At 52.9% G+C, this 13852-nt stretch carries 14 protein-coding genes; 4 read left to right on the top strand and 10 right to left on the bottom strand.

Going from position 1 to position 13852, the window contains the following annotated elements; translation table 11 throughout:
• Positions 1–164 precede the first annotated feature (164 nt).
• From EVJ32_RS07500 to EVJ32_RS07510, 3 genes are all read left to right on the top strand, one after another.
• Positions 165–1280 carry an NADH-dependent flavin oxidoreductase gene (locus EVJ32_RS07500; protein ID WP_131457733.1) on the top strand — a complete coding sequence of 372 codons (1116 nt, stop codon included), beginning with the start codon at positions 165–167 and terminating at the stop codon, positions 1278–1280.
• A 264-nt stretch (positions 1281–1544) separates the two neighbouring features.
• A complete protein-coding gene (locus EVJ32_RS07505) occupies positions 1545–1757 on the top strand; it encodes a hypothetical protein (RefSeq protein WP_070328215.1) in 213 nt (70 codons plus the stop codon).
• Positions 1758–1796: 39 nt separating this feature from the next.
• Positions 1797–2564, top strand: coding sequence for a helix-turn-helix transcriptional regulator (locus EVJ32_RS07510; protein WP_131457734.1), 768 nt, complete (start codon positions 1797–1799; stop codon positions 2562–2564).
• Here EVJ32_RS07510 and EVJ32_RS07515 read toward each other — a convergent pair.
• From EVJ32_RS07515 to rpoE, 4 genes are all read right to left on the bottom strand, one after another.
• The gene (locus EVJ32_RS07515; RefSeq protein WP_131457735.1) at positions 2556–3110 is read right to left on the bottom strand and encodes a GNAT family N-acetyltransferase; all 555 of its coding nucleotides are present in this window, start codon (positions 3108–3110) and stop codon (positions 2556–2558) included. The genes EVJ32_RS07510 and EVJ32_RS07515 overlap by 9 nt on opposite strands.
• Before the next feature lie 42 nt (positions 3111–3152).
• Positions 3153–3968, bottom strand: a complete 816-nt coding sequence (locus EVJ32_RS07520; protein WP_236636026.1) for a TVP38/TMEM64 family protein — start codon at positions 3966–3968, stop codon at positions 3153–3155.
• Positions 3969–4118: 150 nt separating this feature from the next.
• Complete coding sequence (locus EVJ32_RS07525; protein ID WP_131457737.1) at positions 4119–5714, bottom strand: CTP synthase; 1596 nt, start codon at positions 5712–5714, stop codon at positions 4119–4121.
• A gap of 236 nt (positions 5715–5950) precedes the next feature.
• Positions 5951–6430 (bottom strand): DNA-directed RNA polymerase subunit delta, encoded by a 480-nt coding sequence (rpoE, locus tag EVJ32_RS07530; RefSeq protein WP_070328219.1) that lies wholly within the window; start codon positions 6428–6430, stop codon positions 5951–5953.
• A gap of 205 nt (positions 6431–6635) precedes the next feature.
• Here rpoE and EVJ32_RS07535 point away from each other — a divergent pair, with 205 nt between their 5' ends.
• On the top strand, positions 6636–7931 hold the full coding sequence (locus tag EVJ32_RS07535) for a globin-coupled sensor protein (RefSeq protein ID WP_131457738.1): 1296 nt from the start codon (positions 6636–6638) through the stop codon (positions 7929–7931).
• A gap of 45 nt (positions 7932–7976) precedes the next feature.
• Here EVJ32_RS07535 and mgtE read toward each other — a convergent pair whose 3' ends face one another.
• From mgtE to EVJ32_RS07565, 6 genes are all read right to left on the bottom strand, one after another.
• A complete protein-coding gene (gene mgtE, locus EVJ32_RS07540; RefSeq protein WP_131457739.1) occupies positions 7977–9335 on the bottom strand; it encodes a magnesium transporter in 1359 nt (452 codons plus the stop codon).
• 96 nt (positions 9336–9431) lie between these two features.
• Positions 9432–11561: a (Fe-S)-binding protein gene (locus EVJ32_RS07545; protein ID WP_131457740.1), complete on the bottom strand. Its 2130-nt coding sequence runs from the start codon at positions 11559–11561 to the stop codon at positions 9432–9434.
• A gap of 89 nt (positions 11562–11650) precedes the next feature.
• Positions 11651–12367 (bottom strand): hypothetical protein, encoded by a 717-nt coding sequence (locus tag EVJ32_RS07550; protein ID WP_131457741.1) that lies wholly within the window; start codon positions 12365–12367, stop codon positions 11651–11653.
• Between the two features lie 6 nt (positions 12368–12373).
• A complete protein-coding gene (locus EVJ32_RS07555; RefSeq protein WP_131457742.1) occupies positions 12374–12892 on the bottom strand; it encodes a GNAT family N-acetyltransferase in 519 nt (172 codons plus the stop codon).
• Between the two features lie 47 nt (positions 12893–12939).
• Positions 12940–13368, bottom strand: coding sequence for a hypothetical protein (locus EVJ32_RS07560; protein ID WP_131457743.1), 429 nt, complete (start codon positions 13366–13368; stop codon positions 12940–12942).
• On the bottom strand, positions 13365–13784 hold the full coding sequence (locus EVJ32_RS07565; protein ID WP_131439225.1) for a YwiB family protein: 420 nt from the start codon (positions 13782–13784) through the stop codon (positions 13365–13367). Before EVJ32_RS07565 ends, EVJ32_RS07560 begins: the two co-directional genes overlap by 4 nt.
• Positions 13785–13852: the final 68 nt, after the last annotated feature.

A 13852-nucleotide genomic window follows, 5' to 3' on the forward strand; every position in this document is an offset into this window, starting at 1 on the left:
CTGTATTATACCCTATTCTCTATTGTTCAACCATCGACATTCTCTATTGTTCAACCATCGATCGGCTCACCAGATGCGCAACCTGCCTGAGCGAAAGCGTCACGCTCGCAATTTGAAATTCAGAAGACTAGACTTCAAAGTATCACTACGAAGGAGGAGTTTTCATGAAACGCATGTTACAATCTTTTCAATTTAAAAACGGCGTCGAGCTTCATAACCGGCTCGTCCTTGCGCCGATGACCCATTATTCGTCCGAGCCGACAGGTGAGGTTTCGGAGCACGAACTCGCCTACTATCGGAAGCGAGCGAAAAATGTCAGTCTCGCCATCACGGCGTGTGCCTATGTGACAGAAGACGGTAAAGGATTCCCGAACGCGTTTGGCGCGAGCGACGATCACTTCATCACCGGTCTCCGTCAACTCGCTGAAAGTTTGAAGGCGGAAGGCGCCAAAGCCGTCCTGCAAATCTTCCACGCTGGGCGCATGTCTCCTCCAGAGCTCGTCCCGAACGAACAACCCGTGAGCGCAAGCGCGGTCGCACCCGTCCGTGAAGGTGCCGCCACACCGCGTGCCCTCGAGACAGAAGAAGTCGAGGCGATCATCGAAGCGTTCGGTGAAGCGACACGTCGTGCCATCGAAGCTGGATTTGACGGCGTCGAGATTCACGGAGCGAACACGTACTTGATCCAACAGTTCTTCTCACCGCATTCAAACCGCCGAGACGACCGCTTCGGAGGCGACGTACAGGCGCGCCTAACGTTCCCGCGTGAAGTCATCCGTTCTGTGAAAGCCGCGGCGAAAGACGCTGACGATTTCTTGATCGGCTACCGCTTCTCACCAGAAGAAGTCGAAGAGCCAGGTATCACGCTCGACGACACGGACGTATTGATCGACATGTTGCTCGAGGAAGGACTCGACTACCTTCACGCCTCGCTTTGGAACTTCAATATCGGTTCGATGCGCAACGAGAACGTGACTGAGCGCTCGATCGACCGGATCGCGAAACGCATCAACGGTGCCGTCCCGCTCATCGGAGTCGGACAACTTCAGCGCCCAGGTCAAGTCGAAGACGCTTTGAACGTCATCGACCTGGCCGCGCTCGGCCGTGAACTCATCATCGACCCTGACTGGCTTGAAAAAGTGCAAACGGATCGTGAAGAGGAGATCGAAACGGCGCTCGACTTGAACAAGCAAGCCGAACTCGCTGTCCCGGCCCCACTTTGGAACGCCATCACGACACGTGCCGGCTGGTTCTCGATCAAAGATGAAGCAGTCAAATAAGCAAGCTGTCCGCAGACATATGTCTGCGGATTTTTTATTGCGTTCGGAGACGAGACCGGACTGTGACACAAATAAGTCTCTACGGACACATTTTCGTCACATTTATCATCTTTTTCACCGCTCCTTTCGTGTTGACCTAACTTTCCAAGCATTCGCCCCATTCGTAAGCTAAGGACAGGAAGCGTTTCCTCATTGAGACCGCGGCTCGAGACCAATCATTCGTTCCGCCTGTCTGTTTGACCTTGTTTTGAAAGGGGCATATATATGACAAAAAAGCCGTTTGATCTCGATGTACACAACAAACAGCTTAATCAACATCACCAGCGCACAAAACAAGCGGCTGAAACGTATCGCAACAAAAGCAAAGAACTCGAACACCACCTCGAATCATCCACACGTTCCCGAGAAGAAGCACTCGCCAAAGAAATCGCCGAGCTGAAGCAGGCGACGATGCGAAACGCTCAACGAGACAAATGAACGATTCCCGATGGTACGATGAAAGAAGTGACTTGACCGATGGAAAACAAAATCGAACGCCAATTTATGAACCACTTGCAGCGCGACAAAAACTTGTTTGCTGACTTTCAGCTGCTCGATAACTTTTATGCGCTCGACCAACAGATTGTGAGTGCGCTCCGGAGCGCCCATCCGGTCCGGGCCGAACAATTGCTTGAAACGTTGACGTTCGACCTTCTGAAACTTCCGGTCACGGATGAATATAGGAGTGTCCGCTTCTACTATCGCGGACTCGTCTACCATGTCATCCGCATGATCCCGGTCGACAACCCAAACGTCCAGACCGCGCTCACATATACGAGTGCGCTCCTCATCTTGATCGACGAACTGACGACGACGCTCGACTTCATCTATGCCGTCCCGGTCATCGTCGATTCCTTGACGAAAATGATGGCTTTCTTGTCCCCACCCGTATCGACCAATCCGAACGTGACGACGATCATCCACTTGATCGAGGACCATCTGCAAGAACCGGCGTTATCGCTCCCTTGGATCGCCCAACGAATCGGTATGTCGAACAACTATCTGTCGGCCCTGTTCAAACAAGAAGTCGGGGAAAGTGTGCCAGAACGGATTCGCAGGCGACGGATCGATGCGTCGATCGCCGACCTGCTCGGTACGAATCTGCCGATCTGTGCCATCGGCGAAAAATACTGTTTTGCCTCTTGCACGGCGTATATCACCACGTTCAAGACGTACAAGCAGATGACCCCGCTCCAATACCGCCAATTGTTTCTCACGTCTAAAAAGCGCGATGCCTCAACTTGAGACGTCGCGCTTTTGTTCGTCTGCCCACTCTTCCCGGAGCATGCCCATTCGAATCGAATCGTAACGCTCGCCACGGACGACGCGGACACGTCGCATCCGGCCTTCGAGCTGCATGCCGATCTTTTCAGCGACGCGCACCATGCGCTCGTTCCCTGACCACGTCGTCAATCCGACCCGAACCGTCGAGAGCGTCCCGAACAGATGGTCGACCCAAAGCTTGAGCGCCCTCGTCCCGACACCTCGATTCCAGCGGTCTGACTGATGAAGGATGATCCCGACTTCGAGCCATTCCTTCCCGGCGTCTTCATAATAGTAGGACACCGTACCGAATACCGTCCCATCGACTTCAACGACCCACATGTCGTCACGTCCGACGTGCCGATCCGCACCTTCCCGATACGCATCATAGCTTTGCGCGCGATGTTCAAAATACGGTGCGTCCCACCGTTTCCATTCAGGCGCCTCTTCTTTGTAAATCAATTCCCATAATCGGTCCAAGTCGTGCGCCTCGATTGGTCGGATGACCAGTTCTTCATCTCGATACATAACATCGTCCTCTCTATATGTGCCCACCACTCATTCGAGACGTTAGTTCGAATTCCCTTTTTTCCGTTTCCGCCAGACGAGCGCCAAGATGACAAGGATCAAGCTTGCCGTCACCGAGACGACCGCGAACGGGCTCGTACCGGTCACGAACAGTTCACCGAGCGAGACCGAATAAGCTAACCCGAACGACGTGACGAGCTTCGCTCCGGCTGCGATCATCACGAAACGGACGAACGGCACGCGGCTGAATCCGGCGGCTATGCAAATCACTTCGTCCGGTAAGATCGGGATGATGAACAAGACGAGCAAGACACCGAGACCGTACTTACCGACATAACGATCATACGTCGCGAGTTTATCCGCATCGATCAAGTGCATGACCCGCTCCCGGCCGAACCGCGCGAGCCCGTACATGACGAGAATGCCGAGCGTCGTCGCGACACTGCCGATCAAGGCCGCGCGCAACGGACCGAGGGCGACACTGCCGATCGGGACGCTGATCGCTTCCGGGACCGGCAACGCGATCGGTTGCAGGAAACTGAAGGCGGCGAACACCCAGACCGCATGATTTTCATAACGTTCGAGCAGACGATCGAGCCCATACGTATCGTATAAGATGAGACCGAATGAGACGTAATAGATCAAGACAAATAATAAAAACAACGTGAATGTCACTTTCAACATCTGCTTCAAATAGACGCTCGACCCTTCACGGATCGACCGCAACAGACCGATCGATAGAGCCAACAGGACAACCCCGGTCCATCCGAGTTGATACGGCAATAAGAGTGTCGGCAGGACGACAAACGGCAATATGCTCAACGCGACTAAAGCGACCCCATACCCCCAGTAAATCATGTTTCGTTCCCCCATGTGACATCGCCCTCCCCCGTTCTACTCTTAGTTTACCCGGATTTAGGTGAACATGTATCCATCCTAAGCTGTTGAAGCGGTCAGTCTTTTGCCCGAGAAAAAAGGCCACGACCGAAAACGGTCGTGACCTCTTCCTCACTCTGCGAGTGCTGCTTGGATGAAATCGTGGAACAAGCGCTGCGGGCGCTCAGGACGCGAAATCAATTCTGGGTGGAACTGTGACGCGACGAACCACTTGTGTTCTGGAATCTCGATGATCTCGACGAGACGGCCGTCCGGGCTCGTCCCCGAGAACTTGAAGCCTTCCGCTTCGAACGCTTCACGGTACTCATTGTTGAACTCGTAGCGGTGACGATGGCGCTCATAGACGAGCTCTTGGTTGTAAGCGGCGTGCGCTTTCGTGCCCGGCTCAAGCTTACAAGGGTAAAGGCCGAGGCGGAGCGTACCACCGAGATCTTCGATATCTTTTTGCTCAGGAAGAAGGTCGATGATCGGGTAGTTCGTCGTCGGATCGATCTCCGCCGAGTGGGCGCCATCTAACTTCAAGACGTTACGGGCAAACTCAACCGTCGCGAGTTGCATCCCGAGACAGATCCCGAAGAACGGGACGTTGTTCTCACGCGCATAACGCGTCGCTTCAATCTTCCCTTCAATCCCACGCTCGCCGAAGCCGCCCGGGACGAGAATACCGTCGGCGTCGCCGAGAAGCGCATCGACGTTTTCAGCCGTCACGTCTTCTGCGTTGACCCAGTCGATGTCGATGTCGGCGTTGAACGCGTAACCGGCATGCTTGAGCGATTCGGCGACCGAGATATAGGCGTCGCGGAGTTCGACGTATTTTCCGACGAGTGCGATCTTCACTTTCTTCTCGAGGTGCGTGACCGTATGGACAAGGTTTTTCCAAGCCGTCATGTCAGCCGGTGGCGTGTTGAAGCCGAAGTAGTCGTTGACGAGCTGGTCCATGCCTTGTTTTTGAAGGTTGAGCGGCACTTCATACAACGTCGACGCGTCTTGTGCCTCGATGACCGCTTCTTTGCGCGTGTCACAGAAGAGGGCAATCTTTTCACGCATGTCTTCCGGGATATCATACTCGGTACGGAGCACGATGATATCCGGCTGGATTCCGTAACTGCGGAGCTCTTTGACGCTGTGTTGTGTCGGTTTCGTCTTCATCTCGCCAGCTGCGCGAAGGTATGGGACGAGCGTACAGTGAACGTACATGACGTTCTCTTTACCGATGTCATTCTTCACTTGACGAATGGCCTCAATGAACGGAAGCGACTCGATGTCCCCGACTGTTCCGCCAATCTCTGTGATGACGACGTCCGCGTTCGTCTCGCGGCCGGCACGGAAGACGCGGTCTTTAATCTCGTTCGTGATATGCGGGATGACTTGGACCGTCCCCCCGTTATAGTCACCGCGACGTTCTTTTTTCAATACCGTCGAGTAGATGCGTCCCGACGTCACGTTCGCGTTTTGCGACAAGTTGATGTCGATGAAACGCTCGTAATGACCGAGGTCAAGATCGGTCTCGGCGCCGTCGTCCGTGACGAACACCTCACCGTGCTGGTATGGGCTCATCGTCCCTGGGTCGATATTGATATATGGGTCAAACTTTTGAATCGTTACGTTCAAACCTCGGTTTTTAAGCAGACGTGCGAGTGAAGCGGCTGTGATCCCTTTACCGAGTGAAGATACTACCCCACCTGTTACGAAAATATACTTTGTCATCATCATTCTCCTCTCTTGAATGCCCACATCGGGAAACGAAAAACAAAAAAAGCAAAAGTGCCCCCACTGACATGGGGGACACTTTTGCTGCATCGTACGTGCTAAACTAGCCCATGACTAATTTACGTCAGAGACGATGCAGTCGTCAAGTTATTATTTTTTTCTTGGTTACGTGTGCCAAAAAAAGAAAAAGAGACACGCCTAGCCGGGACAAATGCCCGGCTTTTTGCGGTCTCTTATAAGTCGTCCTCGTCTTCAAGGTCGAGGTCGTCGTCTAAGTCGTCGTCCTTGAACTCGTCAAGGTCTGGTACTTTTTCAGTTTCATCATCCGCATCAAATTCAGATGCATCAAAATCTTCACCTTTAGCAAAGACGTCAAGGTCGTCTTCGATGTCGACGATGCCTTCGTCCGTCTCATCGAGATCTTCCTCGAACTCGTCGAGCTCGCCGCGTTGGCGTGCCTCGATGACGAGATCTTCGTCTGACTTATCGAACGGATACCAAACACGAAGCGCCCAACGGTTAGCTCCCAAGTTGACGAATAGTCCGTCGATGTTCATGTCCGTGTAGAGTTGCGCGATTTTCTCGAGCTCTTCCTCTTCACTTGTGAACGTATAGTTTTGTCTGATCTGCTCGCGGATTTCATCAAATGAAACTGGTTGCTCCCCAGTCTTTTGAAGAATTTCGTAAACAAAATCGATCAACGATTTATTCATTAAAGGACACTCCTTTTCCGTCACTAGTTAAACATCACTCCTCATTATAAACAAAACCGATATAAAAAAGCTAGAGGAAATTATTTTCTTGCTTTGAACACCATGGAACGGGTGGAGAACACATCGACCACTCAGTAATTTCAAAAATCAACCGATATAGAAGTGACACCTCTATTCTATGTATGATGAAAAAGGAGATTTTTGAATGGCACTCTTCCGTAAACCAAAAGCACCTGTTTATACCGCATCAATCGCTTTCCCTGACGCAACGACCATTGCACAACCGTCAGACAAACGTCTGAGCGGACGCGCGCATTACATGGGTTATACGTCAACTCAAGTCGAACGACTTCAAGCGATGGCACCGCTCGTCGAATCCGTGCTTGATGACGTGCTAGAAAGCGTACTCGACCATTTGATGTTGCAGCCTGACATGGTCAAGATCGCCAACGCCTCATCGACGCGCGAGCGTTTGAAAAAAGTATTCGCCGACTACTTCCGCAGCTTGTTGACGGGTCGGATCGATGAGAAGTTTCTCGCCATGCGTAAACGCATGGGACAGACCCACCATAATTTCTCGGTACCGGTCGTCTGGTTCCTCGCGACGTATTCTGCCTTCAACACGTTGCTCGTCCCGAAAATCGTCGAGCACTATCAACACGATCCGGCGGCGATGACCGAGTCGTTGCTCGCGTTGTCTCACGCGATGAATTTAGACGCTCAAATCGTGACCGAGCAGTACGTCGACGCCAGACTCGGTGAAATCGAATCGGCAAACGCGGCCCGGACCGATTTGTTGACCGATATCGGTCGTGTCAGCACGGAAGTCGCGACGACGATGGAACGGACCGGCGCCGCCATGTCCGAGACGAGCGACCGGGCCCACCAAGTGTTGTCTGAAACCGAACAGACGGAGAAGATGAGCCGTCACTTGATGGAACTGACGCAAACGAACGGCAAACAGATCGAGCAGATGGAGACGGAGTTCACGCAATCGGCGACATACGTCGACGCCTCGCTCGAGCGCATCACAGCACTCAAAGACGGCTCGCAAGAGATCGTCAGCATGACCCGCAGCATCGAACAGATCGCCAACCAAACGAACTTGCTCGCGTTGAACGCCTCAATCGAGGCGGCCCGGGCCGGTGAGCACGGCAAAGGCTTCGCCGTCGTCGCGACCGAGGTCCGGACGCTCGCCGAGAACGCCAAACAGCTGAGCAGTCAAATTAACGTACTCATCCACGAGAACGAGACGAACATCGCCGCCCTGCTCGACCAGATGGGACAAATGCATCGGACGAACGACGAGGCGATGCGTCAGTTGAGCGCGGTCAAAGTCGGCTTCTCGACCGTGAAAGACGAGATGGGCAACTACGTCCTCTCATTCGAACGCAACAAGCAAGACCTCGGACGGATGGTCGAGACGATCTCAGCCATCAACGAGACGACGCAAGGACTATCTCACCTGACGTCTTCACTGCTCACAAAATCCGAAATGTAAGTAAACGAAAGCCGGGCCTGGTCGCTGACCAAGCCCGGCTTTGTTTTACATCAGTTTTGTCAAAAATGCCGTCGCGACACCGAAGTAGATGAGCAACGACAAAATATCGTTGATTGTCGTAATGAGCGGACCCGACGCGACGGCCGGATCAACGTTTAATCGATACAAGATGAGCGGGATAATCGTCCCGGCGAGCGTACCGATGATGAGCGTCATAAGCAGCGAACTACCGACGACGAGACCGAGCGTCCAACTGTCCTGCCAGAAAAATGCGATTACTGCAATTAGCACTGCACACGTGACACCGATGATGAGGCCGACCTTCAGTTCCCGGAAGATGAGTGCGCCAACTTGCCTCGGCGTTAAATCACGGGTTGCGAGTCCTCGGACGACGACGGCGAGCGACTGTGTACCCGTATTCCCGGTCATCCCGGCAATCATCGGCATGAAGAACGCGAGCGCGACGACTTGTTCGATCGTACCTGAGAATCTATCGATGATACTGCCAGAAATCAAACCGATGAACAACAGTAAAATCAGCCACGGTAAACGCCGATAGGCTGCGACGAGCGGTAACGTGTCAAAATCAATCGACTTACCGGACGCAGACAGTTTCTCGATATCCTCGTTCGCCTCTTGAATGACAATATCGATGATGTCATCGATTGTGATGACGCCGACGAGCCGGTTGCCGTCCTCGACGACAGGAATCGAAATGAAGTCATAACGACCAATCAACTTTGCTACATCTTCCTGATCGGTCATCACGTCGACTTTAACGACGCGTTTGTACATGACGTCCGCAATCGCCTCGTCCGGTTCGGCCAAAATTAAATCTTTATACGAAACGACACCGACGAGTCGTTTTTCTTCATCCACTACGTATAAATAGTTCAGGTACTCAGCGAGTGCGGCGAAATCTTTTAACTTCCCTACCGCCTGACGGATCGTAAACTGTTGCGGAATCCAAACGAACCGGTTGTTCATCAGACGTCCCGCCGTCTCCGCCGGATAGGTCATCATATTTTGGACGACACTCGATTCCTCATCTTTCATCTCAGCTATGAGTTCCTCGACTTTTTCCGGATCGAGTTCAGACAAAAACGACATGACATCATCATTTTCCATTAAATCGAGGACTTCGGTCGTCCGCTCAAAACCGAGCCGGTGTAGTACTTGAAGCCGGGTCGTCTGATCGAGTTCTTGAATCATGTCGGTCATTTGTTCGATAGTCAAGTACAATAAGAATTTATTCTGATGTTTGCTCGGCAACAGTTTGTATTGCTGGGCGACATCGTATGGCTGCAGTTCATCAACGATGTTCTGGAACTCGTTCTTTTTGGCTTCTTTTAATGCTTGAATGATGGCCAAAGCAATCTCGTTATCGGTCATCAATTCGACCATACGCTCACGTCCTTTATTCGGTCTAATCTTTGCTTATTCCTAATTTTACGATGCGACGAACAAAAAAGACAGAGCACAAAGGCTCCGTCTTAGCGATTACTGTACAAGCGGTTCTGGTACTTCGATCGGCTTCAGTGAACGATCGAGCAGCTCGACGACGTCGAACGTTCCGACCGTCTCATCGACTTCTTTCGCTTTCGTACCGTCCGAGAGCATCGTCAAGCAGTATGGACATGCCGAACCGATGACCGTCGGCTTCGTCTCGAGCAACTGCTCGGTCCGAGCGACGTTGACACGCGTCCCGACTTTCTCTTCTTGCCACATGAGTCCACCACCGGCTCCGCAACACATGCCGTTCTCGCGGTTACGTTCTGCTTCGACGAGCTCGACACCTGGAATCCGTTCGAGGACGAAACGCGGTGCGTCATAGACATTGTTATAGCGCCCGAGATAGCACGAGTCGTGGTAGACGACGCGTTCGTTCACGGCCCGGTCCGGTTTGACCCGTCCCGTATCGAGCAGTTCGGCGAGCAGCTCGGTATGATGGTACACTTTCACACCAGTCAGCCCGAAATCCGGATACTCGTTTTTGAACGTGTTGTACGCGTGCGGGTCGACTGTGACGATTTTCGTGACCCCGTACTTCTCGAACAGTTTGATGTTCGCCTCGGCGAGTTCTTGGAACAACAGTTCGTTCCCGATGCGACGCGGCGTGTCACCTGAGTTCTTCTCCTCGTTCCCGAGGATGGCGAACGAGACGCCGGCCTTGTTTAAGACACTCGCAAAACTTTGGGCGACTTTTTGGCTACGGCTGTCATAAGAGCCCATCGCCCCGACCCAGAAGAGAAATTCGAACTCTTCCCCAACTTTCTTCTTCTCTTTGGCCGTCGGGATGACGAGCTCTTCCCGGTCGTTGCGCCAGTTCTCGCGCTCTTTCCGGTTCATGCCCCACGGGTTGCCTTGGCGCTCGATGTTCGCGACCGTGCGCTGCGCCTCAGGGTCCATCTTGCCTTCCATCATGACGAGGTAACGGCGAAGATCGATGATCTTATCGACGTGCTCGTTCATGACCGGACATTGGTCTTCACAGTTCCGGCACGTCGTGCACGCCCAAATCTCTTCTTCCGTGATGACGTTGCCGATCAACTCATCGGCGACGAGCATGTGCCCGTTCTGGGCCGCGGCCGCGATCTCCGCACCTTGCGTGTTCTGGAACATGAGGGCCGGTGCCCACGGTGATTTCCGTGTGATGGCCGCACCTTTCATGTTCATATGGTCACGCAGCTTGACGATGAGATCCATCGGCGACAGCATCTTGCCGGTACCGGTCGCCGGACAGACGTTCGTACAGCGCCCACACTCGACACAAGCGTATAAGTCGACGAGTTGCTTCTGGTTGAAGTCCTCGATTTTGTTGACACCGAAGACGACTTCTTCGTCCGACTCTTCCGCGTCTTCCATCGCCGAGAAATCGACCGGCGCGAGACGGCCGACTTTGTGCGTCCGGCCGAGCCAGACGTTTAACGTGCCGGCGATCAAGTGGGCGTGCTTGCCTTGCGGGATGTAGATCATGAAGCTGAGCAAGAACATGAGGTGTAGCCACCAGAAGACGACGAACAAGGCGAAAGCGACGCCCCCAGGTACCCAAGCGAACGCTGAACCGATCAGTGTCGCGACCGGTTCGCCCCACATCGGCAGCTCTTCTTTATAGACGAGATAGAACCCGTTGCCGAACAAGACCGATACCATGAGCCCGCCGATGAAGATGAGGGCGAGGCCGGCCATAAAGTTCCGCTTCAAGCGCACGAGTTTCTCGACGTAACGGCGGTAGAATCCCCAAACGACCGCGACGAGAATCATGAGCATGACGATTTCTTGCATGAACGTGAAGATCGGATAGACCGGTCCGAGCGGCACATGCGGGAAGCGTGTCCCGACGGCGAGCCCTTTCCAGATGAAGTCGATGGCCCCGAACTGGACGAGGATGAACCCATAGAACATCATGACGTGGATGATCCCGCTCTTCTTATCCTTCAGTAGTTTCTTTTGACCGAACACGTTGATCATGACTTGTTCGAGCCGTTCCTTATTCGTTTGGCTCCATTCTGCCTTCTTCCCAAGCTTGATGAACGTATAACGCTGATAGACGAGCGTCGCGAACAAATACAGTCCATAGCCAAGAACGAGCAAGAATAGAATCCAGTTGACGATTAAAAATGTCGACATCCCCAAAACTCCCCCTTATGAAAACGGATTCAATCTTGAGTTCAGTATAACAAAAAGTGAATGAACAGTCATTCATTTTCTTGTTGGAATCAAAAGTCGAGCACATGTTTCAAGAACAACAAGATGCCGCCGTAGCCGAAAACGGCGAGCACGAACGTCCGGAAATGGAGGTTGCGGTCGGCCGGCAGCTCGAACTTGACGATATTGAGGATCATCGCCCCGGCGACGAACGCAAACAGGAGCGCCTCGACGTGCGTCGCGAGATCGATGAAACGGGCGAACAAGCCGCCAACGAGAATCCCGCCGCTCAAAAAATAACGGCCTTGTGCCAAATAACGTTCCCCGTAGTGACGGTACAAGTCGTGACCGACAGCGAGGAAATGGACACCGAGCGCCGTCGCATAAAAACTACGTGCCACAAACGTGACCGACGTCGCCGTGACGACGTAAGCCGAGAACGACATGTACGCCGTCAGAAGCGTCACTTGAAGCCAATACGACACGTTCCGGTCAATCGTCTCGTCTTGAAAGTACGGTGTCCGCACGAACCGCATCGTCCCGTAGAAGACGGTGAAGCCGAGCAGGCTGACGACGTATATTTCTGAAGGTAAAGCAAGGTCGAGCCAGTCGACCCGGAGCGTATCTTGGCGCTTATTGAGCGACGGCAGTAAATACATGAAAAAATACGTGATGGCGATCCCGCTCGAAAATGAGAACCATTTCTTAGACGGTATCCGGTCGCGTGGAAACAAATAAATCCCAAAGAAATTGATGAGCACTAAATACACGACAATCCAGTTCGCCATCCCATGTCACCCTTTCAGTTCAATCCAAAACCGCTCGACGACGTTTCCATCTTCTTCGGTATACGGTGTGTCGGCGACACCCCCATTGTTCAAAATGACTTGGCGAGAGGCGACGTTCTCTCGGTCACACGTGATGAGCGCCCGCTCAATCCCAAGTTCTTTCACCTTCTCGAGCGCGAGACGCAGCTGTTCCGTCGCCAAACCGCGTCCGCGCGCACTCGGCTTGATGCCATAACCGATATGTCCCCCGAAGTTCAACAGGTGGGCGTTTAACTCATGGCGAATATTCGCCGCCCCGAGCAACTCATCCCCGTCCGTCAACCAATACGTCGTGCTCGGCACCCAACCGTCCTCAATCTTTTCACGGTCTTCCGCTTCGAGGAGTCGTTTGACGTAGGCGTCAAAATCGCTCGTATCTTTATTAATCGTCGTCGGGACGATGTTGCTTCCGTCCTCTTTCCATTCGCTTAACAGGGCAAGAACTTGATCTTGCTGTTCGACTGACGTCTTCACGAGCCGTAACATAGCATTTCCCCCCTAATCATATGTATGAAAAAGACCGCAATGCGGCCTTAGTCTTCGAGTCCTAATCGTTTTGGCATCACGGGTGCGAGTTGTCTCGCTTCGTCTAAGCGACCGGCTTCGACGAGCGTGTGGAACCGTAAAAATTCCTCATGCTCAGCGTCACCGATTGCCGCCAAGTAGTCGATATAGCGATCGTACACCGATTTATCTTCCGGTCGCGCCTCGATCAACGCGATATAGAGTCGGACCGTGTCTTCTCCGTACAAGAGCGGGAACTCGTCGTTCAATTGGAGCAACTTGTCGACCGCATCCATATCGACGCCGGTCTCACTATCATAATGACCGATGACTTGTTCGGCATGGTCTTCGAGGCGGCCTCGCCATTCCTCATACTCTTCCTCGTTCGTCTCGAGCATCTCGAACCAATCCTCGTTCAACATCTCTTCAATCTTTTTCACACGTTCTGCAAAATTCATCTCGTTTCTCCTCCTTCAAACGTCCAAGCGACGTCGACTTCGTAGTCGCCCGCCAAGTCGTCATTCATCGCCAACTCGTAATGGAAACGGCAACGGCCGTCCCGGACATCGAGCCGCACCGTCGTCGTCGCCATCGTCATCGACATATATGGATTTTTGTATAGGCTTTGTGTCAGCCGTCCTTCAATGAAGGAATGGTTCATCTCGATCGGTCCTTTACAGATGAGGGCGAGCCGCCCGGTCGTATATTTCAACGTTGTCGGCACGATGCCGTCCTCACGCTCTTGGTCGAACATCAAGATGAAGCCGGTCTTTAATTCATAGTAGAGACCGTCGGCATGGAGCTCGATCGGTTCATCGACCTCACTGACTTTCGTCGTCTGCCGGACACGGACCCGTCGTGGTTCAATTGCCATGGTGATTCCCCTTTCCGCTGTCTCATCGTACCATATCTCCTAAACGGTCCGGAATCGCTAACTTTTTC

The sequence above is a fragment of the Exiguobacterium sp. SH5S4 genome (assembly GCF_004337045.1).
GTDB classification, from domain to species: domain Bacteria; phylum Bacillota; class Bacilli; order Exiguobacteriales; family Exiguobacteriaceae; genus Exiguobacterium; species Exiguobacterium aurantiacum_A.

Bases quoted from the DNA above. Each gene is read 5' to 3' on its own strand.
- EVJ32_RS07500 (WP_131457733.1), top strand. From the start codon at position 165: ATGAAACGCATGTTACAATCTTTTCAATTTAAAAACGGCGTCGAGCTT.
- EVJ32_RS07505 (WP_070328215.1), top strand. From the start codon at position 1,545: ATGACAAAAAAGCCGTTTGATCTCGATGTACACAACAAACAGCTTAAT.
- EVJ32_RS07510 (WP_131457734.1), top strand. From the start codon at position 1,797: ATGGAAAACAAAATCGAACGCCAATTTATGAACCACTTGCAGCGCGAC.
- EVJ32_RS07515 (WP_131457735.1), bottom strand. From the start codon at position 3,110: ATGTATCGAGATGAAGAACTGGTCATCCGACCAATCGAGGCGCACGAC.
- EVJ32_RS07520 (WP_236636026.1), bottom strand. From the start codon at position 3,968: ATGATTTACTGGGGGTATGGGGTCGCTTTAGTCGCGTTGAGCATATTG.
- EVJ32_RS07525 (WP_131457737.1), bottom strand. From the start codon at position 5,714: ATGACAAAGTATATTTTCGTAACAGGTGGGGTAGTATCTTCACTCGGT.
- rpoE (WP_070328219.1), bottom strand. From the start codon at position 6,430: ATGAATAAATCGTTGATCGATTTTGTTTACGAAATTCTTCAAAAGACT.
- EVJ32_RS07535 (WP_131457738.1), top strand. From the start codon at position 6,636: ATGGCACTCTTCCGTAAACCAAAAGCACCTGTTTATACCGCATCAATC.
- mgtE (WP_131457739.1), bottom strand. From the start codon at position 9,335: ATGGTCGAATTGATGACCGATAACGAGATTGCTTTGGCCATCATTCAA.
- EVJ32_RS07545 (WP_131457740.1), bottom strand. From the start codon at position 11,561: ATGTCGACATTTTTAATCGTCAACTGGATTCTATTCTTGCTCGTTCTT.
- EVJ32_RS07550 (WP_131457741.1), bottom strand. From the start codon at position 12,367: ATGGCGAACTGGATTGTCGTGTATTTAGTGCTCATCAATTTCTTTGGG.
- EVJ32_RS07555 (WP_131457742.1), bottom strand. From the start codon at position 12,892: ATGTTACGGCTCGTGAAGACGTCAGTCGAACAGCAAGATCAAGTTCTT.
- EVJ32_RS07560 (WP_131457743.1), bottom strand. From the start codon at position 13,368: ATGAATTTTGCAGAACGTGTGAAAAAGATTGAAGAGATGTTGAACGAG.
- EVJ32_RS07565 (WP_131439225.1), bottom strand. From the start codon at position 13,784: ATGGCAATTGAACCACGACGGGTCCGTGTCCGGCAGACGACGAAAGTC.